Annotated in this window: 20 protein-coding genes; 10 read left to right on the plus strand and 10 right to left on the minus strand. The window is 68.7% G+C overall.

Going from position 1 to position 23063, the window contains the following annotated elements:
- Positions 1–26 precede the first annotated feature (26 nt).
- Positions 27–1682 carry a hypothetical protein gene (locus AC0KUR_RS32075; RefSeq protein WP_473376894.1) on the minus strand — a complete coding sequence of 552 codons (1656 nt, stop codon included), beginning with the start codon at positions 1680–1682 and terminating at the stop codon, positions 27–29.
- 321 nt (positions 1683–2003) lie between these two features.
- On the opposite strand from AC0KUR_RS32075, the gene glyQ reads away from it, so the two are divergent.
- The 5 genes from glyQ to AC0KUR_RS32100 are packed head-to-tail and all read left to right on the plus strand — an operon-like array spanning position 2004 to position 7446.
- The gene (gene glyQ, locus AC0KUR_RS32080) at positions 2004–3008 is read left to right on the plus strand and encodes a glycine--tRNA ligase subunit alpha (RefSeq protein ID WP_006477868.1); all 1005 of its coding nucleotides are present in this window, start codon (positions 2004–2006) and stop codon (positions 3006–3008) included.
- Between the two features lie 22 nt (positions 3009–3030).
- Positions 3031–5130 (plus strand): glycine--tRNA ligase subunit beta, encoded by a 2100-nt coding sequence (gene glyS / locus AC0KUR_RS32085; protein WP_034189023.1) that lies wholly within the window; start codon positions 3031–3033, stop codon positions 5128–5130.
- 10 nt (positions 5131–5140) lie between these two features.
- Positions 5141–5704, plus strand: coding sequence for a D-glycero-beta-D-manno-heptose 1,7-bisphosphate 7-phosphatase (gene gmhB, locus AC0KUR_RS32090; RefSeq protein WP_034189022.1), 564 nt, complete (start codon positions 5141–5143; stop codon positions 5702–5704).
- Positions 5705–5747: 43 nt separating this feature from the next.
- The gene (locus tag AC0KUR_RS32095) at positions 5748–6512 is read left to right on the plus strand and encodes a lysophospholipid acyltransferase family protein (protein ID WP_034189021.1); all 765 of its coding nucleotides are present in this window, start codon (positions 5748–5750) and stop codon (positions 6510–6512) included.
- Between the two features lie 46 nt (positions 6513–6558).
- Entirely contained in the window at positions 6559–7446 is an 888-nt protein-coding gene (locus AC0KUR_RS32100; RefSeq protein ID WP_034189020.1) for a M48 family metallopeptidase, read from the plus strand.
- 108 nt (positions 7447–7554) lie between these two features.
- Here the strand turns inward: AC0KUR_RS32100 and gloA are convergent, their stop codons facing one another.
- Positions 7555–7938, minus strand: coding sequence for a lactoylglutathione lyase (gene gloA / locus AC0KUR_RS32105; protein ID WP_034189019.1), 384 nt, complete (start codon positions 7936–7938; stop codon positions 7555–7557).
- 348 nt (positions 7939–8286) lie between these two features.
- On the opposite strand from gloA, the gene AC0KUR_RS32110 reads away from it, so the two are divergent.
- Positions 8287–9222, plus strand: coding sequence for a DMT family transporter (locus AC0KUR_RS32110; RefSeq protein ID WP_473376895.1), 936 nt, complete (start codon positions 8287–8289; stop codon positions 9220–9222).
- An 89-nt stretch (positions 9223–9311) separates the two neighbouring features.
- On the opposite strand, the gene rsmA is transcribed toward AC0KUR_RS32110, so the two are convergent.
- From rsmA to AC0KUR_RS32130, 4 genes are read right to left on the minus strand one after another with little or no spacing between them, the layout of a single operon-like run.
- Positions 9312–10139 carry a 16S rRNA (adenine(1518)-N(6)/adenine(1519)-N(6))-dimethyltransferase RsmA gene (gene rsmA, locus AC0KUR_RS32115; RefSeq protein ID WP_034189018.1) on the minus strand — a complete coding sequence of 276 codons (828 nt, stop codon included), beginning with the start codon at positions 10137–10139 and terminating at the stop codon, positions 9312–9314.
- A 44-nt stretch (positions 10140–10183) separates the two neighbouring features.
- On the minus strand, positions 10184–11173 hold the full coding sequence (gene pdxA, locus AC0KUR_RS32120; protein ID WP_124609662.1) for a 4-hydroxythreonine-4-phosphate dehydrogenase PdxA: 990 nt from the start codon (positions 11171–11173) through the stop codon (positions 10184–10186).
- 11 nt (positions 11174–11184) lie between these two features.
- On the minus strand, positions 11185–12543 hold the full coding sequence (locus tag AC0KUR_RS32125; protein ID WP_034189016.1) for a peptidylprolyl isomerase: 1359 nt from the start codon (positions 12541–12543) through the stop codon (positions 11185–11187).
- Positions 12544–12594: 51 nt separating this feature from the next.
- The gene (locus AC0KUR_RS32130) at positions 12595–14955 is read right to left on the minus strand and encodes an LPS-assembly protein LptD (protein WP_034189015.1); all 2361 of its coding nucleotides are present in this window, start codon (positions 14953–14955) and stop codon (positions 12595–12597) included.
- 223 nt (positions 14956–15178) lie between these two features.
- On the opposite strand from AC0KUR_RS32130, the gene AC0KUR_RS32135 reads away from it, so the two are divergent.
- Positions 15179–16228, plus strand: a complete 1050-nt coding sequence (locus AC0KUR_RS32135) for an aminoglycoside phosphotransferase family protein (protein WP_473376896.1) — start codon at positions 15179–15181, stop codon at positions 16226–16228.
- Between the two features lie 22 nt (positions 16229–16250).
- A complete protein-coding gene (gene murU / locus AC0KUR_RS32140; protein WP_069706268.1) occupies positions 16251–16970 on the plus strand; it encodes an N-acetylmuramate alpha-1-phosphate uridylyltransferase MurU in 720 nt (239 codons plus the stop codon).
- Between the two features lie 52 nt (positions 16971–17022).
- Here murU and AC0KUR_RS32145 read toward each other — a convergent pair whose 3' ends face one another.
- Positions 17023–18894 carry an ABCB family ABC transporter ATP-binding protein/permease gene (locus tag AC0KUR_RS32145; RefSeq protein ID WP_473376897.1) on the minus strand — a complete coding sequence of 624 codons (1872 nt, stop codon included), beginning with the start codon at positions 18892–18894 and terminating at the stop codon, positions 17023–17025.
- Between the two features lie 173 nt (positions 18895–19067).
- Between AC0KUR_RS32145 and AC0KUR_RS32150 the strand changes: the two genes are divergently transcribed.
- The gene (locus AC0KUR_RS32150) at positions 19068–19463 is read left to right on the plus strand and encodes an acyl-CoA thioesterase (protein ID WP_034189011.1); all 396 of its coding nucleotides are present in this window, start codon (positions 19068–19070) and stop codon (positions 19461–19463) included.
- Between the two features lie 36 nt (positions 19464–19499).
- On the opposite strand, the gene AC0KUR_RS32155 is transcribed toward AC0KUR_RS32150, so the two are convergent.
- The gene (locus AC0KUR_RS32155; protein WP_034189010.1) at positions 19500–19982 is read right to left on the minus strand and encodes a nitrate reductase associated protein; all 483 of its coding nucleotides are present in this window, start codon (positions 19980–19982) and stop codon (positions 19500–19502) included.
- A gap of 114 nt (positions 19983–20096) precedes the next feature.
- Here AC0KUR_RS32155 and fdhD point away from each other — a divergent pair, with 114 nt between their 5' ends.
- Positions 20097–20951, plus strand: a complete 855-nt coding sequence (fdhD, locus tag AC0KUR_RS32160) for a formate dehydrogenase accessory sulfurtransferase FdhD (protein WP_059560508.1) — start codon at positions 20097–20099, stop codon at positions 20949–20951.
- A gap of 51 nt (positions 20952–21002) precedes the next feature.
- On the opposite strand, the gene AC0KUR_RS32165 is transcribed toward fdhD, so the two are convergent.
- Positions 21003–21770: an enoyl-CoA hydratase gene (locus AC0KUR_RS32165; protein WP_034189009.1), complete on the minus strand. Its 768-nt coding sequence runs from the start codon at positions 21768–21770 to the stop codon at positions 21003–21005.
- Positions 21771–21861: 91 nt separating this feature from the next.
- A complete protein-coding gene (locus AC0KUR_RS32170) occupies positions 21862–23061 on the minus strand; it encodes an acetyl-CoA C-acyltransferase (protein WP_034189008.1) in 1200 nt (399 codons plus the stop codon).
- Between the last annotated feature and the right edge of the window lie 2 nt (positions 23062–23063).

Consider the following 23063-nt stretch of genomic DNA (forward strand, 5'->3'; position numbering starts at 1 on the left):
GCGGCCGGTGACCGCTTGCCGGCCGTTCAGGCCTGCCGGGCCGGCTGACCCGGTCGATCCGGCTGCGCGACGAGGCCGCGCAGGTCGCGACTCACCGCCTCCATCACCGGCTGCCACGCGTCGAACGCCGGCTGCCGGTACAACGTCACGCTCGGATACCACGGGCTGTCCGTGCGTTCGAGCATCCACGGCCAGTGCGGATTCACGTCGAGCAGCACCCACGTGCGCGCCCCGAGCGCGCCCGCCAGGTGCGCGACCGACGTGCACACGGTCATCACCAGATCCAGCGCGCCGATGAATGCGGCCGTATCGTCGAAGCTCGTCAGCTCCGCCGTGAAATCCTCGATCGCGAAACCGGCCGCGCGCGCCGCCGCGACATCCGCGTGCGCGCCCGGCTGCAGCGAATAAAACGCGACGCCGTCGATCCCGCGAAACGCGTCCGCATAGCGCTCGAGCCCGACGCGCCGAAACGGGTTGCGCTGGTGGCCCGCGCTGCCCGTCCACACGAGCCCGACCTTCAGCCGGCGCTCGCCCGCAAGCCGCGCGCGCCACGCATCGCGCGCGTGCGGATCGGCCCGCAGGTAAGGCACCGACGATCCGAGCGTCTCGTTCTCCATGCCGAGCATCAGCGGCAGGCCGATCAGCGGCACCTCGTAATCGAATGCCGGCAGCGCGTCGACGCCGCCGCCCGCACCGAATACGTCCACGTGCGCGCCAAGACTGCGCTGCATCAGCGTGCCGACCTGCGGGAACGTATTCCACGCGAGCCGGCCGCCTTCGCGATGCACGCGCTCGGCGAGCGGCGCGACGTAGCGGCAGAACTGCAGCACGTCGCCGAGCCCCTGTTCGCCCCATACCAGCAGCGTCTTGCCTGCCAGCGGCTCGCCCTGCCAGCGCGGACCCGGCAGCGCCGGCCGGCGGCCGCGCAGTTCGCCCGCGCCGTCCCAGCGCGCCTCGTGGCCGCGCCAGCCGGCCGCGTAGTTGCCGCGCACGAGCTGGATGATCGCGAGGTTGAAACGGAACGACGCGTCGTCGGGCGCCAGCTCGCATGCACGCGCCGCGTAACGCTCGGCATCGTCCCAGCGTTGCGCCTCCTTCATCGCCATCGCGACGTTGTTCATCGCAAGCGCGTTGCCGGGCGCGAGGTCGTCCAGCCGCGCGGCGCACGCGAGCGCGCCGTCGAGGTCGTGCGCCGCGATCCGCGCGACGACCAGATTGATCCACGCCTGCACGTCTTGCGGATCGTGCTTCACGGCCGCGTCGAGCAGCGCGATCTCCTCCGCGCGGTCGCCGCCCGACAACCGCAGCGCGATCGCGAGGTTGTTGCGCAACGACGGCCGGCCCGCATCGATCGCCAGCGCCGCGCGGTACGGCGCGACGGCATCCGCGTGGCGGTCGGCCATCTGCAGCGCGTAACCGTGATTGAAGTACGCGGTCGCGCCCGGCCGCACGCGCGCCGCGCATTCGGCGAGCGCGAGCGCATCGGCCGTGCGCTGCCGCGCGACGAGCGTCGTCGTGAGCTGCGCGAGCGCATCGGCGTCGACCGCGTGCAGATGGGCGGCAGCGGCGAGCCACAGATCGTGCGCGGCGCGCTCGCCGCGCGCCTGCGCGTCGGCGGCCTGGCCGAGCAGCGCGAGCAGCGGCGGAAGCAGCGGAATGAGGAGGTCGGTCGGGTCGTCCATGCGATCGGCGTCGGCAAGCGGTGACGCGGCACGCGTGGCGCGCGCCGCAATATGCGCATCTTAACGCCCGCGCGAAGCGGCACGGCATGCGCGTCGCGACAACCCCGCGGGCGGCCGCACGGACCGCGCCGCCCGCTCGTGCGCCCCTTCCGGAAGCGCGCCGGCGGCGGCCTCGCCCGCGTTCCGGCCGCATCCGCTCGCCGATCCGGTAAAATTACGCGTTTCAGCACACTAACAAGCCGCGCCGCCGCGCGAGCCGACCCTCCGGGCCCCGCCCGGAGCGCCGCCCGCAACGGAGCGCCAGCGCCACGAAGGCTCTTCATGCTTACGTTTCAGCAAATCATCCTGACGCTGCAGTCCTACTGGGACAAGCAGGGTTGCGCCCTGCTCCAGCCCATCGACATGGAAGTCGGCGCGGGCACGTCGCACGTCCACACGTTCCTGCGCGCGGTCGGCCCCGAGCCGTGGCGCGCCGCGTACGTGCAGCCGTCGCGCCGCCCGAAGGACGGCCGCTACGGCGAGAACCCGAACCGCCTGCAGCACTACTACCAGTACCAGGTCGTGCTCAAGCCGGCGCCGGAAAACATCCTCGACCTGTACCTCGGCTCGCTCGAAGCGCTCGGCTTCGACCTGAAGCAGAACGACGTGCGCTTCGTCGAGGACGACTGGGAAAACCCGACGCTCGGCGCGTGGGGGCTCGGCTGGGAAGTGTGGCTGAACGGGATGGAAGTCACGCAGTTCACGTATTTCCAGGAAGTCGGCGGCCTCGAATGCAAGCCGGTGCTCGGCGAGATCACGTACGGCCTCGAACGCCTCGCGATGTACCTGCAGAAGGTCGAGAACGTGTACGACCTCGTGTGGACCGAGTGGGAAGAGCAGGGCCCGAACGGCCCCGAGCTGCGCCGCCTGTCGTATGGCGACGTGTACCACCAGAACGAGGTCGAGCAGTCGACCTACAACTTCGAGCACGCGAACGTCGACCTGCTGTTCACGTTCTTCAACAGCTACGAAGCGGAAGCGAAGAAGATGATCGACGCGCAGCTCGCGCTGCCCGCGTACGAGCTCGTGCTGAAGGCCGGCCACACGTTCAACCTGCTCGACGCCCGCGGCGCGATCTCGGTCACCGAGCGCGCGGCGTACATCGGCCGCATCCGCGCACTGTCGCGTCTCGTCGCGCAGGCTTACTACGACTCGCGCGAGAAGCTCGGCTTCCCGATGCTCGGCAACCCGCCGGGCGTGCCGGGCCTCACCACCGACGCCCAGGACGCCGCGCAGCCGGCATGGGCGCCGCCGCTCAAGGTCGAACGCAAGATCGATCAGGACTGACGAGACGAGAATCATTCCAACCATGACGCACAATCATCCCGCCCCCCTGCTCGTCGAACTGCTGACCGAAGAGCTGCCGCCGAAGGCCCTCGCGCGCCTCGGCGACGCATTCGCGGAAGGTCTCGCGCAACGCCTCGCGGCGCGCGACCTCGTCGAAGGCGAACTCGTGTTCGAACGCTACGCCACGCCGCGCCGCCTCGCCGTCGTCGTGCAGAACGTGCGCGCCGTCGCGCCTGACAAGCAGGTCCGCGAAAAAGTCCTGCCGGTGTCGGTCGCACTCGACGCCGACGGCAAGCCGACGGCCCCGCTCGCGAAGAAGCTCGCGGCACTCGGCCACCCGAACCTGTCGATCGCCGATCTCGAGCGCGCGCAGGACGGCAAGGCCGAAGCGTTCTTCATCAACTACTCTGCGGCCGGCGCGACGCTCGCCGACGGCCTGCAGGCCGCGCTCGACGAAGCGCTCGCGAAGCTGCCGATCCCGAAGTTCATGACGTACCAGCGCCCGGACGGCTCCGACGTGAAGTTCGTGCGCCCGGTCCACCGCCTGACCGTGCTGCACGACGACCGCATCGTGCCCGTCACCGCGTTCGGCGTCGATGCCGGCGACACCACGCTCGGCCACCGCTTCCTGTCCGACGGCCTCGTCGCGATCCAGCATGCGCGCGCGTACGCCGACACGCTGCGCGACAAGGGCCGCGTGATCGCGCACTTCGCCGATCGCCGCGAAACGATCCGCACGCAACTGAACGAACACGCGAACGGCGATACCGTCGTGATGCCCGAATCGCTGCTCGACGAAGTGACGTCGCTGGTCGAATGGCCGGTCGTCTACCCGTGCCGCTTCGAGGACGAATTCCTGCAGGTTCCGCAGGAATGCCTGATCCTCACGATGCAGACGAACCAGAAGTATTTCGCGCTGACCGACGTCGCCGGCAAGCTGCGCTCGCGCTTCCTGATCGTGTCGAACATCGAGACGAAGACGCCGGGCGAGATCATCGAAGGCAACGAGCGCGTCGTGCGCCCGCGCCTCGCCGACGCGAAGTTCTTCTTCGAGCAGGACAAGAAGAAGCCGCTCGCCGACCGCGTGCCGCAACTCGCGAACGTCGTGTATCACAACAAGCTCGGCTCGGCGCTCGCGCGCGTCGAGCGCCTCGAGGCGCTGGCCGGCGAGATCGCGCCCGCGATCGGCGCCGACGCCGCGCACGCGAAGCGCGCCGCGCGCCTCGCGAAGGCCGACCTGCTGACCGACATGGTCGGCGAGTTCCCCGAACTGCAGGGCACGATGGGCACGTACTACGCGCGCCACGACGGCGAAGCCGACGACGTCGCGCTCGCGTGCGCCGAGCACTACCAGCCGCGCTTCTCCGGCGACGCGCTGCCGACCACGCCCGTGTCGACGGCCGTCGCGCTGGCCGACAAGCTCGAGACGATCGTCGGCATCTGGGGCATCGGCCTCGCGCCGACCGGCGAGAAGGACCCGTTCGCGCTGCGCCGCCACGCGCTCGGCGTGCTGCGCCTGCTGCTCGAGAAGCAGCTGCCGCTCGATCTCGTGTCGCTGCTGCGCACGGCCCACGCGCGCTTCGAAGGCGTGCCGGGCGTCGCCGAATCGACCGACGCGATCCTCGCGTTCTTCATGGATCGCCTGCGCGGCCTGCTGCGCGAGCGCGGTTATTCGGCCGGCGAAATCGACGCGGTGCTGAGCCTGAACCCGACGCGCGTCGACGATCTCGTCGCGCGCCTCGACGCGGTGCGCGAATTCACGCGCCTCGCGGAAGCCGAAGCGCTCGCGGCCGCGAACAAGCGGATCTCGAACATCCTGAAGAAGTCGGAAGGCGGCGCGAACGGCACGGTGCAGCCGGCGCTGCTCGTCGAGGCCGCCGAGAAGGCGCTGCACGAACAGCTCGCGGCCGTCACGCCGCACGTGCAGTCGCAGCTCGAGGCACGCGCGTACACGGGCGCGCTGTCGGCGCTCGCCGCGCTGCGCGCGCCGGTCGACACGTTCTTCAACGACGTGATGGTCAATGCGGAAGATCCGGCACTGCGAGCCAACCGTCTCGCGCTGCTGTCCGCGCTGCACCAGCAGATGAACTGCGTCGCCGACATCTCGAAGCTCGCCGCATAAGGGCCGCACGATGCCGATCAGCCCCAACCGAAAGCTCGTCGTCCTCGACCGCGACGGCGTGATCAACGTCGATTCGGATGCGTTCATCAAGACGCCCGACGAATGGATCGCGCTGCCCGGCAGCCTCGAGGCGATCGCCCGGCTCAACCACGCGGGGTATCGCGTGGTCGTCGCGACCAACCAGTCCGGCATCGGTCGCGGGCTGTTCGACATGGCCGCGCTCAACGAGATGCACCTGAAGATGCATCGCGCGGCGGCCGCGGTCGGCGCGCGCATCGACGCGGTGTTCTTCTGCCCGCACACGGCCGAGGATCACTGCGACTGCCGCAAGCCGAAACCCGGCATGATGCAGATGGTCGCCGAGCGCTTCGAGATCGATCCCGGCCACACGCCGGTGGTCGGCGATTCGCTGCGCGACCTGCAGGCCGGCGTCGCGGTCGGCTTCCAGCCGCACCTCGTGCTGACCGGCAAGGGCAAGAAGACGCTCGCCGCGGGCAACCTGCCGCCCGGCACGAAGGTCCACGACGACCTGCGCGCGTTCGCGCTCGACTTCCTTTCACACGAACACGAGTGATGCGGCAGCCGCGCGCATCCTCCCTCACACCAGACTCACGCCGATGCGCTTCGTCCGCTCCCTGCTGCTGCTGATCTACTTCATCCTGTACACGGTGCCGTACGCCACCGCGTGCTTCATCGCGTTCCCGTTCATGCGCCCCGACGCGCGCTACTGGATGGCCGCCGGCTGGTGCAAGTCGACCCTGTGGGTCGTGCGCTGGCTGAACGGCATCCGCTACCGGATCGAGGGGATGGAAAACCTGCCCGACGGCCCGGCCGTGCTGCTGTCGAAGCATCAGTCGGCGTGGGAGACGCTCGCGTTTCCGGCGCTGATGCCGAAGCCGCTCTGCTACGTGTTCAAGCGCGAGCTGCTGTACGTGCCGTTCTTCGGCTGGGCGCTCGGCATGTTGCACATGGTCAACATCAACCGCAAGGAAGGCAAGAACGCGTTCGCGTCGGTGATCCGCCAGGGCAAGAAGCGCCTGTCGGAAGGCGCCTGGATGATCATGTTCCCCGAAGGCACGCGCACGCCGGTCGGCAAGCAGGGCAAGTACAAGACGGGCGGCGCACGCTTCGCGATCGAAACCGGCACGCCGGTCGTGCCGATCGCGCACAATGCAGGTCGGGTCTGGCCGCGCAACTCGTTCACGAAATTTCCGGGTATCGTCACCGTGTCGATCGGCAAGCCGATCCCCAGCGACGGGTTGACGCCCGATGCATTGAACTCGCAGGTCGAAGCATGGATCGAAGCGGAAATGCGCCGCATCGATCCCGATTCCTATCGCCAGGCGGGCAATGCCGGCACGCGCGATGCCGCGCGTGCCTGAAGCCCCCGGATTGCAGCCGTTGCGTACGACAAAAAGAAGCGAACTGATGAAACAGCGTCCGCGGCCACGGCCTGCCGTCGTGGCCCTCGATCATCGCCAGATGGATCTGCCGCTCTTCGACGGGCCGGCCGCCGCACCGTCGGCGCCCGCCACGCCGCCGGCGCCGCCTGAAGCCGCTCCCACCGCCCCGCCCGCTCCGGGCGCGGCACCCGACCGCTCGCGCGTGCGCACGTTCGCGCTCGACAGCCGCGTGCTCGAATACCGGCTGAAGCGGTCGGCACGCCGTACGATCGGCTTCACGATCGACGGCAGCGGGCTGTCGATCACCGCGCCGCGCTGGGTCACGCTCGCCGACATCGAAGCGGCGATCTCGGAGAAGCAGCGCTGGATCTTCGCGAAGCTCGCGGAGTGGAAGACGCGCACCGAACAGCGCGCGCTGCCGCAGATCGACTGGCGCGATGGCGCGCAGCTGCCGTATCTCGGCAAGACGGTGACGATCGCGCTCGGCGCGGGCGCCGTCGCATTCGACGCCGATGCGCTGCGGCTGTCGCTGCCACTGCCCGTGCAGGCCGACATGCAGCAGATCAAGGATCGCGTGCAGGGCTGGCTGCAGGGCGAGGCGAAACGCATCTTCGGCGAACGCCTGCCGGTCTACGCGGAAAAACTCGGCGTCACGTATTCGATGTACGCGCTGTCGTCGGCCGCGACGCGCTGGGGCAGCTGCTCGAGCGACGGCAAGATCCGCCTGAACTGGCGGCTGATCCATTTCCCGATGTCGATCATCGACTATGTCGTCGCACACGAGCTGTCGCACCTGCGCGAGATGAACCACAGCCCGGCGTTCTGGCAGACCGTCGAATCGATCTTCCCCGAGTTCCGCGAAGCGCGGCACACGCTCAAGCACCACCCGCCCGAGCTGCTGCCGTCGCTTTGACATGACGCGCGCAGCAGCGCCGTCGATGCAAAAGGGCGATGCGGGTCACCCCGCATCGCCCTTTTTGCCGCCATGCGCATCGCACGCGGCGGCCCGTTCGTCCGGCGCTTACTTCTTCTGGATGAACTCGATCTTGTAGCCGTCCGGATCCTCGACGAACGCGATCACGGTCGTGCCGTGCTTCATCGGGCCTGCTTCGCGCGTGACCTTGCCGCCTTGCGCCTTGATCTTCTCGCACGCGGCGTACGCATCCTCGACCGCCACGGCCAGGTGGCCGAAGCCGTTGCCGAGATCGTAGGACGGCGTATCCCAGTTGTGGGTCAGCTCGATCACGGTGCCGGTGCGTTCGTCTTCGTAGCCGACGAACGCAAGCGTGAACTTGCCTTCCGGATAATCCTCGCGACGCAGCAGCTTCATGCCGAGCAATTCGGTGTAGAACTTGATCGAGCGGTCGAGATCGCCAACTCGCAGCATCGTATGCAGCAAACGCATGTCTTGTACTCCTGTGGGGACTTTCCAGAACCGGAAACTCTACCAGAGTCGGGTGAAACTCGCCGGGGGCGCCTAGCCGGGGGCGCCTAGACCGGGCGGCCGATACCGCGCATCGGGGCACGCGCGCAATGGCGGAAAACGGCACGGTCCGGCTCGCCCCGTCGATCGTGCCGATCGGGTAACATCCCTCCACTTCGCACCAAAAGCGGGCATGCCACGCACCACCCGAACGCGACCACCCACCCTTCCCTGACGCCACACCGCCGTGCGAAACCGCCAATTCGAGCGCGCCCGACGCGCCGCCCGCCCAGCCTCGCTGCCGCCGTCCCGATCGAGCGAGGCGCGCCGATGACCCCACTCGCCGCCGCCCCCGTGCGCCGCGCGCTCGACCTGCGCGCCGCCGGCCTGATGTTGCTGCTGTGCGCGATCTGGGGTTTCCAGCAGGTCGCGATCAAGTACACGAACGCCGCGATCGCGCCGATGTTCCAGGCCGGGCTGCGCTCGGTGATCGCCGCCGCGCTGCTGTGGGGCTGGGCCCGCGCGCGCGGCACACCGCTGTTCCGGGCCGACGGCACGTTCGGCGCGGGCCTCGCGGCCGGTGCGCTGTTCGCCGGCGAATTCATCTGCGTGTTCTTCGGGCTCACGCTGACGAGCGCATCGCACATGGCGATCTTCCTGTACACGGCGCCGTGCTTCACCGCGCTCGGCCTGCACCTGTTCGCACCGGGCGAGCGGCTGCAGCGCACGCAATGGGCCGGCGTCGGCCTCGCGTTCGCCGGCATCGCGCTCGCGTTCGCGGACGGCTTCCTGACGCCGCGCGCGCCCGGCGCTTCGGTGCTGGCCGGGCTGGCCGGCGACGCGCTCGGGATTCTCGGCGGCGCGATGTGGGCCGCGACGACGGTCGTCGTGCGCTCGACGGCGCTCGCGCGGGCGAGCGCGAGCAAGACGCTGTTCTACCAGCTCGCGGTGTCGGCGGTCGTGCTGGTCGCGCTCGCCGCGCTGTTCGGCCAGGTGTCGTTCGCGCACGTGACGCCGATCGCGGTGGCGAGCCTCGCGTACCAGTCGGTGATCGTCGCGTTCGTCAGCTACCTGTCGTGGTTCTGGCTGCTGACGCGCTACAGTGCGTCGCGGCTGTCCGTCTTCACGTTCCTGTCGCCGCTGTTCGGCGTCGCGTTCGGCGTGCTGCTGCTCGGCGAGTCGGTCGGCTGGCGCTTCATGTCCGCGGCCGCGCTCGTGCTGGCCGGCATCGCGCTCGTCAACGCGCCGCCGCACAGGCGGGCGTAGGCGACCGGCCACATACACGCGTGCAATGAAAAGGGCTGCCCGTCGGGCAGCCCTTTCGTCACCTGCGGTCCGGCTTCGCGCGCCGCGCGTCAGCCGGCCTTGCGCACTGCCGCGAGCGCCTGCGCGACGCCGACGTATTCGGCCACGCTCACGTCCTCGGCACGACGCGCGAGATCGAAACCGAGCGCATCGAAATCGATCGTCTGGCGATAGTCGCCGAGCGTGTTGCGCAGCATCTTGCGGCGCTGCGAGAACGCGGCGGTGACGATTTCGCCGAGCAGCACGGGATCGACGTCCGGCAGTTCGTGCGGCTCGTACGGAATCATCCGGACGATCGCCGAATCGACCTTCGGCGGCGGCTGGAACGATTCCGGCGGCACGTCGAGCATCTTTTCCATCACGTAGCGGTACTGCAGCATCACCGACAGGCGCGAGAACGCCTTCGTGCCGGGCTCCGCGACCATCCGTTCGACGACTTCGTTCTGCAGCATGAAATGCTGGTCGATGACCGCATCGGCGAACGTCATCAGGTGGAACAGCAGCGGGCTGGAAATGTTGTACGGCAGGTTGCCGACGATGCGCAGCGACGGCTGGTCGCCGGGCGCCGCCAGCGAACGGAAGTCGAACGCGAGCGCGTCGCCCGCATGCAGCTCGAGCAGCGCGCCGAAGCGCTGCTGCAGGCGGCCGATCAGGTCGCGGTCGAGCTCGACCGCGTGCAGCGGCGACTCGGGCGTCGCGAGGCGCTCGATCAGCGGCTCGGTCAGCGCGCCGAGCCCGGGGCCGATCTCGACCATGCGCTGGCCGCGCGCGGGGCCGATCGTCGCCACGATCGAATCGATCACGCCGTGATCGACGAGGAAGTTCTGCCCGAAGCGCTTGCGCGCGAAATGGCCTTGGTGCTGTCTGCTGTTCGACATCGACTGAGTAAGACGAAAAATACGACGAAAGAGGTGAGGCCGCGTCAGGCCGCGCGGCGATGGCGCGCCATCGTGACGGCCGTATCGAGCGCGGCGATCATGCTGCCCGGATCGGCGCGACCCGTGCCGGCCAGATCGAGCGCGGTACCGTGATCGACCGACGTACGGATGATCGGCAGCCCGAGCGTCACGTTGATGCCCTCGCCGAAGGTCGCATACTTCAGCACGGGCAGGCCCTGGTCATGGAACATCGCGAGCACGCAATCGGCATCGGCCAGATGGCGCGGCTGGAACAGCGTGTCGGCCGGATACGGGCCGCGCGCGTCGATGCGCAGCGCGTTCGCACGGGCCAGCGCCGGCGCGATCACGTCGATCTCCTCGCGGCCGAGATAACCGTTCTCGCCCGCGTGCGGGTTCAGGCCCGTCACGAGGATGCGCGGCGCGGCGAGGCCGAAGTCGCGCCGCAGGTCGCGGTCGATGATCGCGAGCGTCTCGACGAGACCGTCGATCGTCAGCGCGGCGGACACATCCTTCAGCGGCAGGTGCGTCGTCGCGAGCGCGACGCGCAGCGGCTTGTCGCCGGTGCCCGCCAGCATCATCACGACGCGCGGCGTATGCGTGCGCTCCGCCAGGTATTCGGTATGGCCGGTAAACGGCACGCCCGCATCGTTGATCGTGCTCTTCTGCAGCGGCGCGGTCACGATCGCGTCGTACCGGCCGGCCAGCGCGCCGTCGATCGCCGCGTCGAGCAGCCCGAGCACGTACCGGCCGTTCGCCGCGTCCAGCGTACCTGCCTGCGCGGGCACGGCCAGCGCGTGGTGCGCGACCGATACCGGTGCGCCGCCGGCCAGCACGGTGCGCTCGGCGCCGACTGCCGCCGCACGCGCGTCGAGCAGCGCCGCATCGCCGAGCACGGTGAAATGCGCGTCGGGCCAGCGCTGCGCGGCGTCACGCAGCGCCTGCACGGTCAGCTCCGGGCCGACCCCCGCGGGTTCGCCGGTCGTGATCGCGATCTGCAGCGCGGGCGTGGTCATCCGAAGCTCGCTCAGTTCGCCGGGGCGACGCCGCCGATCTTGTACTGAACGTACGACGAATCGCGCAGTTCGCGCAGCCAGTCGGCGTAGGCCTGCTCGGCCTTGCGCTGGCCGATCGCCTGGCGGGCGATGTCCATCTGCTGCTGCACCGACCCTTCCGCTTCGCGGCGGTTCAGCACCTGGATCAGGTGGTAACCGTACTCGGTGCGGATCGGCTGGCTGACCTGGCCGTCCTGCAGGCTGTTCATCGCCCGCTCGAATTCCGGCACGGTCTCGCCCGGGCTGATCCAGCCGAGATCGCCGCCCTGCGACGCCGAACCGTCCTGCGAGTAGGTGCGCGCGAACTTCGCGAAATCGCCGCCGGCCTCGATCTGGTTGCGGATGTCGACCAGTTGCTGGCGCGCCTGGCCTTCCGACTTGCCTTCACCGACTCGCAGCAGGATGTGGCGCACGTGCGTCTGGACGATCTTCGGCGCGGCGGCGGTCGCACCCTGGCTCTGGCGGCGGTCGACGAGACGCACGATCTCGAAGCCGTCCGGCACGCGGATCAGCGTCGGGTTGACCTGGCCCGGGCGCAGCTTCGAGGCGGCGTCGACGACGTCGGCCGGCAGCGCGCTCGGCGCCTTGAAACCGAGGTCGCCGCCCTTCTTCGCGTCGTTCGCTTCCGAGTTGTTCTTCGCGAGGCGCTCGAAGTCGGCGCCCGACTTCGCCTGCTGCAGCAGCGCCTCGGCCTTCTTCTGCGCGGCCTCGATGTCGGCCTGCGGCGCGTTGGTCGGCGCCTTGATGAAGATGTGCTGGAAGCGCAGATCCTGCTGCTGCGACGCGTTCGGCCCGCGCTGGCTCGCGATGTAGTTCGCGACTTCGGCGTCCGACACGGTGATCTTGCCGTCGACCTCGCGCTCGCGCAGCTTCGACAGCATCAGCTCGGTGCGTGCATCGCTCGTGAAGATGCTCCAGGGCACGCCTTGCGCCTCGAGACGCGCACGGTACTGCTCGAGCGTCATCCCGTTCGCCTGCGCGAGACGCTGCAGCGTGGACTGCACGGTCGCGTCGTCGATGCGGATGCCGTCGTCCTTCGCCTTCTGCACCTGGATACGCTCGAGCACCATCTGGTTCAGCACCTGCGCGCGCAGCTGGTCGGTCGGCGGCACGGGCGCATTCTGCTGCTGCAGCCGGCGGGCGATCAGGCCGGCACGCTGGTCGAGTTCGCGGCCCGTGATCACGTCGTTGTTGACGACCGCGACGACTTCGTCGGCGAGCTGCGCACCTTGCGAACCGAGCGCCTGCGCCGCGGCCGGCGCGGCGGCGAGCAGCGCGGCGGACGCGGCGAGGCTGGACACGACTGCCGCGAAACGAAGGTTTTTCTTCATTGCCACTGAAACTCCATTGAAATCGTGCTGACCGGTGCAGACAAGCCGGCGTTACTCGTAGTTGCTGAAGCGGGACATCGGCGGCGGCGGCGGCGGCAGCGGCGTGTAGCCCGGTACCCCGGCGCGGAATGCCGACACGAGGCCGTTGTCGACGGTCGACAGGCCCTTGAGCGTCAGCTGCATCATGAATCGCGTCGACGAGTTCTGCTGTCCCGACGAATTGATGCCGTTCGCCGCCCGTTGCACCCCGACCCCGAGCGCCCAGCAATCCGCGTCGTATTGTAAGCCGACCAGACCGTCGACCACGCGATCGCCGGCCAGATCGTAGTTGAAGCGGCCGATCGCATACAGGCGGCGCGTGAGCGGCCATTGCGCGGACACCAGGAACTGGTTGATCGGCTGGTTGTCGAGCGTGGTGTTCGTGCGCGTGTAGCGATAGCCGACGTTGATCACGCGGCGCTCGCCCGGGCTGTAGCCGAAACCGACGCTCGACTTCACGAGCTGGTTGTTGTTCTGGTTGTACTGGAACGCCGTCTCCGACATGAAGCCCGAGCCGAGCTTCAGCGCGGCGCCGACGATCAGGTCCGAATGGCGCGCCAGCACGGCGCTCTGCCCGGGGTTCAGCGTGACGCGCTGATCGGCGAAGTAGTACTGCTGCGCGATCACGAAACGCGCGCGCTCGTCGCCGGTGCGCGGATCGATGAAGCGCGACGTCAGGCCGGCCGTGATCCGGTTCGCGTCGGCGATCCGGTCGTTGCCGACGAACGTGTTCGGCTGGTAGATCTCCGCGAGGCCGAAATCCGATTCCGCGGTGTCGAACAGCGGCGCGTTCGACTGGTTGCGATACGGCGTGTACACGTAGTACAGGCGCGGCTCGAGGGTCTGGATGAAGTCCTGGCCGAACAGGCGCACCGAACGATCGAAGATCAGGCCCGAATCGAAGGTCACGGTCGGGATCGACTCGGTGAAGCGCTTCGGGTTGTTCGGCGTGGTCGACGACAGGTAGTTCAGGTCGTACGACGCGAAGTGGTACTGGACCTTCGGCACGACGAAGTAGCCGGGGCCGTACACGCCGTACGCGATATACGGGTTGAAGACGATGCGATCGCCTTCGGTCGCGTCGGCCGTCGTGATGCGGAACCGAGAATAATCGGCTTCCGCGCCGAAGTCGAAGCCGCCGACGTTGTACTTCGTGTACTTCACGTTCAACTGCGGCTCGCGGCTGTACGGCGCGATCGACGGCGGCAGCGTCTGCCAGTGCTGGTAACGCGCGAGCACCGACCACGGACCGTTGTTGTACGTGAGGCCCGCCTCCTGCTGGTACAACGTCTGCGTCCCGTTGATGAACTGGTTCATCGAACCCAGTTGTTCGGGATACGTGTTGTCCGAGACCTTGTTGTAGTAGACGTAGCCGCCGAAACCGCCGCCGAAGTTCTGCTGGTGCTGCCAGTAGATCGCGTAGCGGTTGCGGTGCTCGAGCCGGTCGTCCGGCAGGTAGTTGGCCGTGAAGGTGCCCGAATACGACGGCGACAGGTAGCGGAACGTCGCCTCGGTCATCACGCCGCGCCGCGAGATGATGCGCGGCGTGAGCGTCAGGTCGCGGTTCGGCGCGATGTTGAAGTAGTACGGCAGCGTCAGCTCGAAGCCGTTGCTCGAGTTCACCGAGAACGTCGGCGGCAGCAGGCCGCTGCGCCGCTCGCCCGACAGCGGGAACGTCATCCACGGGCTCGCGAAGATCGGCACGCCCTGGAAGAACAGCACGCCGTTGCGCGCGGTGCCTTCGTCGGCGCCCGTATCGAAGTCGAAGCGGCTGCCCTTGATGTACCACGCGGGGTTCGTCGAGCACTGGCACGCGGTGTAGGTGCCGTTGACGAACACCGAGCGCTCGTTGTCGACCATGTCGACGCGCTCGGCGCTACCCGAGCCGCCCGTCATGTTGAAGTGGTACTTCGGCGCCGTCATGAAGCCCTGGTTCGCCTCGATCTTCAGGTGCGCCTCGGGGCCCGCGAACGACGTACCGCCATTGATCACCTTGACCTGGCCGTACGCATCGGCCATGTCGGTATCCTGATCGTAGTGGAGCGCGTCGGCCTTCACGACGGCGTCGCCGCGCCGCAGCTCGGCGGAGCCCTTGGCGGCGAGGTCCTGCTCGGCGGTGCCGCTCGTGTGGTCGGCGATCACGAAGGCGGCCGGCTTCGCGCCGTCCTTCAGCGGATGATCCTCGAGCTGGGGCGCGAGGCGCAGATCCCACGGCGAGTCGAGCGGCTGCGGCTGCGCGGCCGCACCCGACAGCTGCGCGTACGACACGGCCGGCACGAGGCCGGGCACGGCCAGGAGCGCGAGCGCGAGCCGCCGTTTGCGCGGCGCCCCGTCACCGGGGAAAACATTCGGGAATAGCGGTTTGGGCGGCATCTATCGTTTGGCGAATCGCCCCTTGTCAACCGCGCCTTCACGGCACATGCGCGCACGGCGGGCCGCGCCGTCGCACCGCGACTGCGGCTGAGCGCAAACCGGGGAGGCGATCGGGCGGGCGGCGCGACAGGCAGCGGGCCTGCACGGCGGAAGCTGACGCGGGGCGCGTCAAAAAAGTCGTGGGGTATTATATGGCAAGACGTTCCCCCCTCCGCCGAGTTTCATGACGCCCCCATCCGCCGCATCCCAGCCCGACGCCCGCCTCGACGCCCTGACCGCGTGGCTGCAACCGCTCGCCGAGCGCTATGCCCTCGACCTGTCGACCCTCGCGCCCGCGTCGTCGGACGCCAGTTTCCGCCGCTATTTCCGTGTCGCCTCGGCCGCGAGCCCCGGCGGCACGCTGATCGCCGTCGACGCGCCGCCGCCCGAGAAGTGCCGGGAATTCGTCCAGGTCGCGCAGCTGCTCGCCGCGGCCGGCGACCACGTACCGGACGTGCTGGCCCACGGTTTCGACGCGGGCTTCATGCTCGTGACGGACCTCGGCCGCACGTCGTACATCTCGGTGCTCGACCCGGCCGACCCGGTCGCCGCGCGGCCGCTGATGCGCGACGCGCTCGACGCGCTGATCCGCTTCCAGCTCACGTCGAAACCCGACGTGCTGCCGCCGTTCGACGAAGCGTTCCTGCGCCGCGAAATGGAGCTGCTGCCCGAATGGTTCGTCGGCCGTCATCTCGGCAAGCCCGTCACCGACGCGATGCGCGGCACGCTCGACCGCACGTTCGCGCTGCTGGTCGCGAGCGCCCATGCGCAGCCGCAGGGTTTCATGCTGCGCGATTTCATGCCGCGCAACCTGATGGTCTGCGAGCCGAATCCGGGGGTGCTCGACTTCCAGGACGCCGTCTACGGGCCGCTGACGTACGACGTCGTGTCGCTGCTGCGCGACGCGTTCGTCAGCTGGGACGAGGAGTTCGAGCTCGACTGCTTCGCGTACTACTGGGAAAAGGCGAAAAAGGCCGGCCTGCCGGTCGATCCCGATTTCGGCGAGTTCTACCGCCAGCTCGAATGGATGGGGCTGCAGCGCCACATCAAGGTTCTCGGCCTGTTCGCGCGCATCAACTACCGCGACGGCAAGCCGCACTACCTGAACGACCTGCCGCGCTTCCTGACCTATGCGCGCAAGGTCGCGCTGCGCTATCGCCCGCTCGTGCCGTTCGCGAAGCTGCTCGACGAGCTCGAGGGCAACGCGCCGGCCGACGTCGGCTATACGTTCTGACCGTCCTCACGCCCAGTCGAACATGAGTACTACCCTGACCACGGCGATGATCTTCGCCGCCGGGCGCGGCGAACGGATGCGCCCGCTGACCGACACCCGCCCGAAACCGCTGCTCGAAGCCGGCGGCAAGCCGCTGATCGTGTGGCAGATCGAGGCGCTCGCACGCGCGGGCATCGAGACGATCGTGATCAACCACGCGTGGCTCGGCGAGCAGATCGAAGCCGCGCTCGGCGACGGTTCGCGCTGGGGCGTGCGGCTCGCGTATTCCGCCGAGGGCGACGCGCTGGAAACGGCCGGCGGCATCGCGCAGGCGCTGCCGCTCATCGAGCGCGACGGGCAGCCGGCCGTGTTCGCGGCGGTCGCGGGCGACGTGTTCTGCGCATTCGACTACCGGACGCTCGCGCCCCGCGCGGCATACATGGCCGCGCTGGCCACGCCGACGATGCACCTCGTCATGGTGCCGAACCCGCCGTTCCATCCGGCCGGCGATTTCGTGCTCCGCGACGACGGCCGGCTGTCGCTCGCTGGCACGCCGCGCGTGACGTTCGGCAGCATCGGCGTGTACGACACGCGGATGTTCCGCGACATCGTGCCCGGCACGCACCGAGCGCTGGCGCCTTACTTCAAGACGACGATCGAGGCCGGACTTGCGACCGGCGAATTGTACGAAGGTATCTGGGAGAACGTCGGCACGCCCGCGCAGCTCGGCGAGCTCGACGCGCGGCTGCGCGCCGCGGGCTGACCGGACGGCGGGCCGCCCCGCACGACAGCGCGTCGTGCAGCGCCGCCCGTTGTTACACGGCCTCGGCCTCCTCGCCGCCGGCCGCCGCGCGCTGCTGCTGCAGCGCCCACATCTGCGCATACAACCCGTCCGCGCGCACCAGTTCGTCGTGCGTGCCGCGCTCGACGATCCGGCCGTGATCCATCACGAGGATCTGCTGCGCGTGCACGACCGTCGACAGCCGGTGCGCGATCACGAGCGTCGTGCGATGCCGCGCGATCTGGTCGAGTTCGTGCTGGATCGCGCGCTCCGAGCGCGAATCGAGCGCCGACGTCGCCTCGTCGAACAGCAGCACCGGCGGATCCTTCAGCAGCGTGCGCGCGATCGCGACGCGCTGCTTCTCGCCGCCCGACAGCTTCAGCCCGCGCTCGCCGACCGGCGTGTCATAGCCCTTCGGCAGGCTTTCGATGAAATCGTGGATGTGCGCGGCGCGCGCCGCCGCGACCACCTCGTCGCGCGTCGCGGTCGGCCGGCCGTACGCGATGTTGTAGTAGATCGAGTCGTTGAACAGCACGGTGTCCTGCGGCACGATCCCGATCGACGCGCGCAGCGAATCCTGCGTGACGTCGCGGATGTCCTGGCCGTCGATCCGGATCGCGCCGCCCGCCTGGCGGTCGAGATCGTAGAAACGGAACAGCAGGCGCGACAGCGTTGATTTCCCCGAACCGCTGTGGCCGACCACCGCGGTCGTCGTGCCCGCATCGATCGTGAACGTCACGTCGTGCAGGATCGGCCGCGCCGGCTCGTACGCGAAGTTCACGTGTTCGAAGCGCACCTGCGCGCCGGCCACCGCGAGCGGCCGCGCCTCGGGCCGGTCGGCCACTTCCTTCGCGGCCGACAACAGCCCGAACATCCGGTCCATGTCGGTGAGGCTCTGCTTCAGCTCGCGATACACGACCCCAAGGAAGTTCAGCGGAATGTACAGCTGCAGCATGAACGTGTTGATCAGCACGAGATCGCCGAGCGTCAGCTTGCCCGCGAGCACGCCCTGCGTCGCGCGCCACAGGATGAACACCAGCCCGGTGCCGATGATCGCCTGCTGGCCGAAGTTCAGCACCGACAGCGAGTTCTGCGAGCGGATCGCGGCCTTGCGGTAGCGCTTGAGATTCTCGTCGTAGCGCTGCGCCTCCCACTCCTCGTTGCCGAAGTACTTCACCGTCTCGTAGTTGATCAGCGAATCGATCGCCCGCGAGTTCGCGCGCGAATCGAGTTCGTTCATCGTGCGGCGGAAATGGGTGCGCCAGTTGGTGACCTTCACGGTAAATACGATGTACGTGACCAGCGCCGCGAACGTCACGTACGCGTAATAGGCCTCGTACTTGACCACGAAGAAGCCGAGTACGAGCCCGACCTCGACGAGCGTCGGGAGGATGCTGTACAGCGAATACGAAATGAGTTGCTGGATGCCGCGCGTGCCGCGTTCGATGTCGCGCGACATGCCGCCCGTCTGGCGTTCGAGATGGAACCGCAGCGACAGCCCGTGCAGGTGCCGGAACACCTGCAGTGCGAGCTGGCGCACCGCGCTTTCGGTGACCTTCGAAAACAGGATCTCGCGCAGTTCGGTGAACAGCGACGTCGACAGCCGCACGAGTGCATACGCGACGACCAGCAGCCCGACGCCACCCGCGAGCACGATGCCGGCCGACTGCTCGGCGCGCCCGAGCGCGGTGATCTGCTGCACGTAGGACAGGTGGTCGACGATGCGCTTCATCACGATCGGCACGCCGAGGTTCGCGACCTTCGCGCCGATCAGGCAGCCGAGCGCGAGCGCGACGCGCCATTTGTAGGTGGCCAGGTACGGCAGCAGCGACCGGATGGTCTGCCAGTCGTTGCGAGGCCCGGTCGAAGCCGGCACGGGCTCGCCGGAAGCAGGAAATCGGCGCATGGGGGAGTCTCTGTGGCGAGGCACGGCACGTGGTTCGACGGCCGGCTCGCGCGCTTTCTCGTACAATTTGCGAACGTTGTATTGTCGCAGAAGCCGCTTCGCGCCGCTGCCGGCGGCCTCGCCGGCCCGCCTGCGCGCGGCGGCCCATTTATTACAGGATGAAAGCCCCCGCCATGACCGATTCGACCCTCGAACTCCCGCAGAAGCAGCCCGCGCTGCGCGTCGTCCCGCAGCCGCACGACGCGAACGTCCACGGCGACGTGTTCGGCGGATGGATCATGTCGCAGGTCGACATCGCCGGCTCGATCCCCGCGAGCCAGCGCGCGAACGGCCGCGTCGCGACGGTCGCGGTCAACTCGTTCGTGTTCAAGCAGCCGGTGTTCGTCGGCGACCTGCTGAGCTTCTACGCCACCATCATGCGCACCGGCAACACGTCGATCACGGTCGACGTCGAGGTGTACGCGCAGCGCATGCGCCTGATGGGCGAAGTCGTGAAGGTTACCGAAGCGACGCTCACGTACGTCGCGACCGGCACGGACCGCAAGCCGCGGCAACTGCCGCCGCTCTGACCGGCGCGCGCCGCGGCCGCGCGGCGCACGGCCGCGTCAGTGCGTGGCCGTCAGCCCGAACTCCCGCATCGCGGGCAGGAAATCGTGATTCAGCTTCGGCTTGCGCGACAGCTTCACCAGCACGTAGCGCTGGAACGGCGCGAGCCGCTGCCACTGCGCGAGCGCGGGCGCCGTCAGCCCGGCCAGCGCGCTCTGCTGCACGAGCGATTCCGGCACCGCGTCGACGGTGCGCCAGGCCGGCTGCTCGTCCGGCTGGAACCATGACGGTTCCAGATCCGCATGCGTGCGCAGCATTTCGAACAGCGCATGATCGAAGTTGGGCTCGATCGCGGTGTCGTCGTCGGCCGGGAAGCGCGCGAGCAGCTTGCGGTCCTCGAGCGGCAACAATTGCCACTGTTCGAGCGAAATCCGCAGACCGAAGCGGTCGAGATTGAAACGCACGATCATCGGGATGTACGTGAAGTTTTCCGACGAATCGTGTTCGAAGTTGAAGAGCAACGGAGCGTCGCTGAGTCCCATGGTCGTTACCTGACGTGGCGGATGCCGGCGCGGCCGGCCTGCCTGGGGTATTTTAGAACCTCTGCGCGCGGGCGGCGGCACGATTGTCGCCGGCCGTGCCTCGAATCAACGGGAGTGCTCGTGAATCCGACCAAGATCGATCAACCGCGCGACGCGCTGCGCGACGAACCGCGCGGCGCGATCGAACTGCCCGTGCGCCGCACGCGCGGCGGCACCGTGGAAACCGCGCACGACCACGTGGGCCAGGAATGGCCGGTCGCGCTCGTGTTCAACGGTATTTCGCACGCGGTGATGATGTGTACGCCGTGCGACCTCGAGGCGTTCGCGGTCGGCTTCGCGATCTCGGAAGGGATCGTCGCGCGCGGCAGCGACATCAAGGACATCGAGGTAATCCTGCACGCCGATGCACCGCTGCCGCATGCGGAAGTGCATCTGGAGGTCGTCCAGCAGGCATTCGCCGCGCTGAAGGACCGGCGCCGCGCGCTCGCCGGGCGCACCGGCTGCGGCGTATGCGGGATCGAAAGCATCGACCTGCTCGACCTCGCGCCGGAGCGCGTGCCCGACACCGGCTTTCTGGCACGCCTCGCGCCCGACGCGCTCGCGCGCGCGGCGCACGGGCTGCCGTCGCACCAGGCGCTCACGAAACTGACCGGCGGCCTGCACGCGGCCGCGTGGTGCGATGCAACAGGCGCGATCCGGATGGCATTCGAGGATGTCGGCCGCCACAACGCGCTCGACAAGCTGATCGGCTCGCTCGTGCTGTCGCGCGCCGACGCCACCGACGGTTTCGTGTTCCTGTCGAGCCGCGCGAGCTACGAGCTGGTGCGCAAGGCCGCGCGAGTAGGCATCCCGCTGGTCGCGACGATCTCCGCGCCGTCGTCGCTCGCGATCGAGATCGCGAAGGCGGCCGGCCTGCGGCTCGTCAGCTTCTGCCGCGAAACCGGCTACGTCGACTACGGCACGGCGTGACCGCAAGCGCGGGCGCGGGCCGGCGATCCGCCGCCGGCACGGCCTGCTCCGTCAGTCGAACTGACGAAAATCCGGCTTGCGCTTCTCGAAGAATGCCGTCATCGCCTCGCGCGCTTCCGGCGCGCGCAGCATCGCGGCGAAGTGGCCCGCTTCCTCGGCCATCCGCGCCGACGTCGCCACGCCGCCCGTCTCCTTCAGCAGCGCCTTCGTCACCCGCAGCGACGACGCCGGCAGCGCCGCGAGCTTGGCCGCCTGCTTCGCCGCGAACGCGTCGAGCTCGGCCGCCGGCAGCACGCGGTTGACGATGCCGATCCGGTGCGCTTCCAGCGCGTCGAACGCCTCGCCGAGCAGCAGCTTCTCGGCGGCGATCTGATGGCCGGCCAGGCGCGGCAGCAGCACGCTCGACGCGGCTTCCGGGCACAGCCCGAGCTGCGCGAACGGCAGCGAGAACGTCGCGGTGTCGGCCGCGTAGACCAGATCGCAGTGCAGCAGCATCGTCACGCCGACGCCGATCGCGAGGCCCGGCACCGCGGCCACGATCGGCTTGCTCGCGCTGCTGATCCGCGCGAGAAACTGGAACACCGATGCGGTGTCGTCCTTCGGCGGCGACTTCAGGAAATCCTCGAGATCGTTCCCCGCGCTGAAATTGCCGTCGCTGCCGCGCAGCAGGATCACGCGGATCGCCTTGTCTTCCTGCGCGTCGGCGAGCGCATCGGCCATCGTCTGGTACATCGCCGCCGTCAGCGCGTTCTTCTTCGCCGGGCGCGCGATCGTGATCGTCATCACGCCTTCGGCGCGTTCCACTTGAATTTCGGCCACAACCGTCTCCTTGACTTTCCTCTATCGGAATGAAAAAACGGTGCGCGAGCTCGTGGCCCGCGCACCGTCGTCGCCTTTCGTCGCGTCCCGCTTACAGGCGTTCGATGATGCCCGCGGCGCCCATGCCGGTGCCGACGCACATCGTGACCATCCCGTACTTCAGGTTGCGGCGGCGCAGGCCGTGCACGACGGTCGCCGCGCGGATCGCGCCGGTCGCGCCGAGCGGGTGGCCGAGCGCGATCGCGCCGCCCATCGGGTTGACCTTCGACGGGTCGAGACCGAGATCGCGCATCACCGCCAGCGACTGCGCGGCGAATGCCTCGTTCAGCTCGATCCAGTCGAGATCGTCCTGCTTCAGGCCGGCGGCCTTCAGCGCGGCCGGAATCGCTTCCTTCGGGCCGATCCCCATGATTTCCGGCGGCACGCCGCGCACCGCGAAGCTCACGAAGCGCGCGAGCGGCGTCAGGTTGAATTCCTTCAGCACCTTCTCCGACACGACGAGCAGCGCGCCCGCGCCGTCCGACGTCTGCGAGCTGTTGCCGGCCGTGACCGAGCCCTTGTTCGCGAACACCGTGCGCAGCTTCGCGAGGCCTTCGAGCGACGTGTCCGCGCGCGGACCTTCGTCGAGCTTGATCTCGCGCGTCTTCACGTCGACTTCGCCGGTCGCGAGGTTCGGGAAACGCTCGCTGATCGTGTACGCGGCGATCTCGTCGTTGAACTCGCCGGCCTGCTGCGCGGCCAGTGCCTTGCGGTGCGACTCGACCGAGAACGCGTCCTGGTCGTCGCGGCTCACCTTCCACTGCTCGGCGACGCGCTCGGCCGTCAGGCCCATCCCGTACGCGATGCCGAAGTCTTCGCTGCGATCGAAGATGTGCGGCGACATCGACGGCTTGTTGCCCATCATCGGCACCATGCTCATCGATTCGCAGCCGCCCGCGAGCAGCGCGTCCGATTCGCCGACGCGGATGCGGTCGGCCGCCATCGCGAGCGCGGTGATGCCCGACGCGCAGAAGCGGTTGACCGTCACGCCGCCGACCGTCTGCGGCAGGCCCGCGAGCAGCGCGCCCATGCGCGCGACGTTCAGGCCCTGCTCGGCTTCGGGAATCGCGCAGCCGATGATCGCGTCCTCGATCACCTTCGTGTCGAGACCCGGCACCTGCGCGACCGCCGACCTGATCGCGTGAACCAGCAGCTCGTCGGGGCGCGTGTTCTTGAAGACACCGCGCGGAGCCTTGCCGATCGGGGTGCGGCTGGCGGCGACGATGTATGCGTCTTGCAGTTGTTTGCTCATTT

This window comes from Burkholderia sp. YHN3-13 (assembly GCF_055810675.1).

Coding starts and splice junctions, on each gene's coding strand:
- AC0KUR_RS32075 (WP_473376894.1), bottom strand. CDS start 1,682: ATGGACGACCCGACCGACCTCCTCATTCCGCTGCTTCCGCCGCTGCTC.
- glyQ (WP_006477868.1), top strand. CDS start 2,004: ATGCTTACGTTTCAGCAAATCATCCTGACGCTGCAGTCCTACTGGGAC.
- glyS (WP_034189023.1), top strand. CDS start 3,031: ATGACGCACAATCATCCCGCCCCCCTGCTCGTCGAACTGCTGACCGAA.
- gmhB (WP_034189022.1), top strand. CDS start 5,141: ATGCCGATCAGCCCCAACCGAAAGCTCGTCGTCCTCGACCGCGACGGC.
- AC0KUR_RS32095 (WP_034189021.1), top strand. CDS start 5,748: ATGCGCTTCGTCCGCTCCCTGCTGCTGCTGATCTACTTCATCCTGTAC.
- AC0KUR_RS32100 (WP_034189020.1), top strand. CDS start 6,559: ATGAAACAGCGTCCGCGGCCACGGCCTGCCGTCGTGGCCCTCGATCAT.
- gloA (WP_034189019.1), bottom strand. CDS start 7,938: ATGCGTTTGCTGCATACGATGCTGCGAGTTGGCGATCTCGACCGCTCG.
- AC0KUR_RS32110 (WP_473376895.1), top strand. CDS start 8,287: ATGACCCCACTCGCCGCCGCCCCCGTGCGCCGCGCGCTCGACCTGCGC.
- rsmA (WP_034189018.1), bottom strand. CDS start 10,139: ATGTCGAACAGCAGACAGCACCAAGGCCATTTCGCGCGCAAGCGCTTC.
- pdxA (WP_124609662.1), bottom strand. CDS start 11,173: ATGACCACGCCCGCGCTGCAGATCGCGATCACGACCGGCGAACCCGCG.
- AC0KUR_RS32125 (WP_034189016.1), bottom strand. CDS start 12,543: ATGAAGAAAAACCTTCGTTTCGCGGCAGTCGTGTCCAGCCTCGCCGCG.
- AC0KUR_RS32130 (WP_034189015.1), bottom strand. CDS start 14,955: ATGCCGCCCAAACCGCTATTCCCGAATGTTTTCCCCGGTGACGGGGCG.
- AC0KUR_RS32135 (WP_473376896.1), top strand. CDS start 15,179: ATGACGCCCCCATCCGCCGCATCCCAGCCCGACGCCCGCCTCGACGCC.
- murU (WP_069706268.1), top strand. CDS start 16,251: ATGAGTACTACCCTGACCACGGCGATGATCTTCGCCGCCGGGCGCGGC.
- AC0KUR_RS32145 (WP_473376897.1), bottom strand. CDS start 18,894: ATGCGCCGATTTCCTGCTTCCGGCGAGCCCGTGCCGGCTTCGACCGGG.
- AC0KUR_RS32150 (WP_034189011.1), top strand. CDS start 19,068: ATGACCGATTCGACCCTCGAACTCCCGCAGAAGCAGCCCGCGCTGCGC.
- AC0KUR_RS32155 (WP_034189010.1), bottom strand. CDS start 19,982: ATGGGACTCAGCGACGCTCCGTTGCTCTTCAACTTCGAACACGATTCG.
- AC0KUR_RS32170 (WP_034189008.1), bottom strand. CDS start 23,061: ATGAGCAAACAACTGCAAGACGCATACATCGTCGCCGCCAGCCGCACC.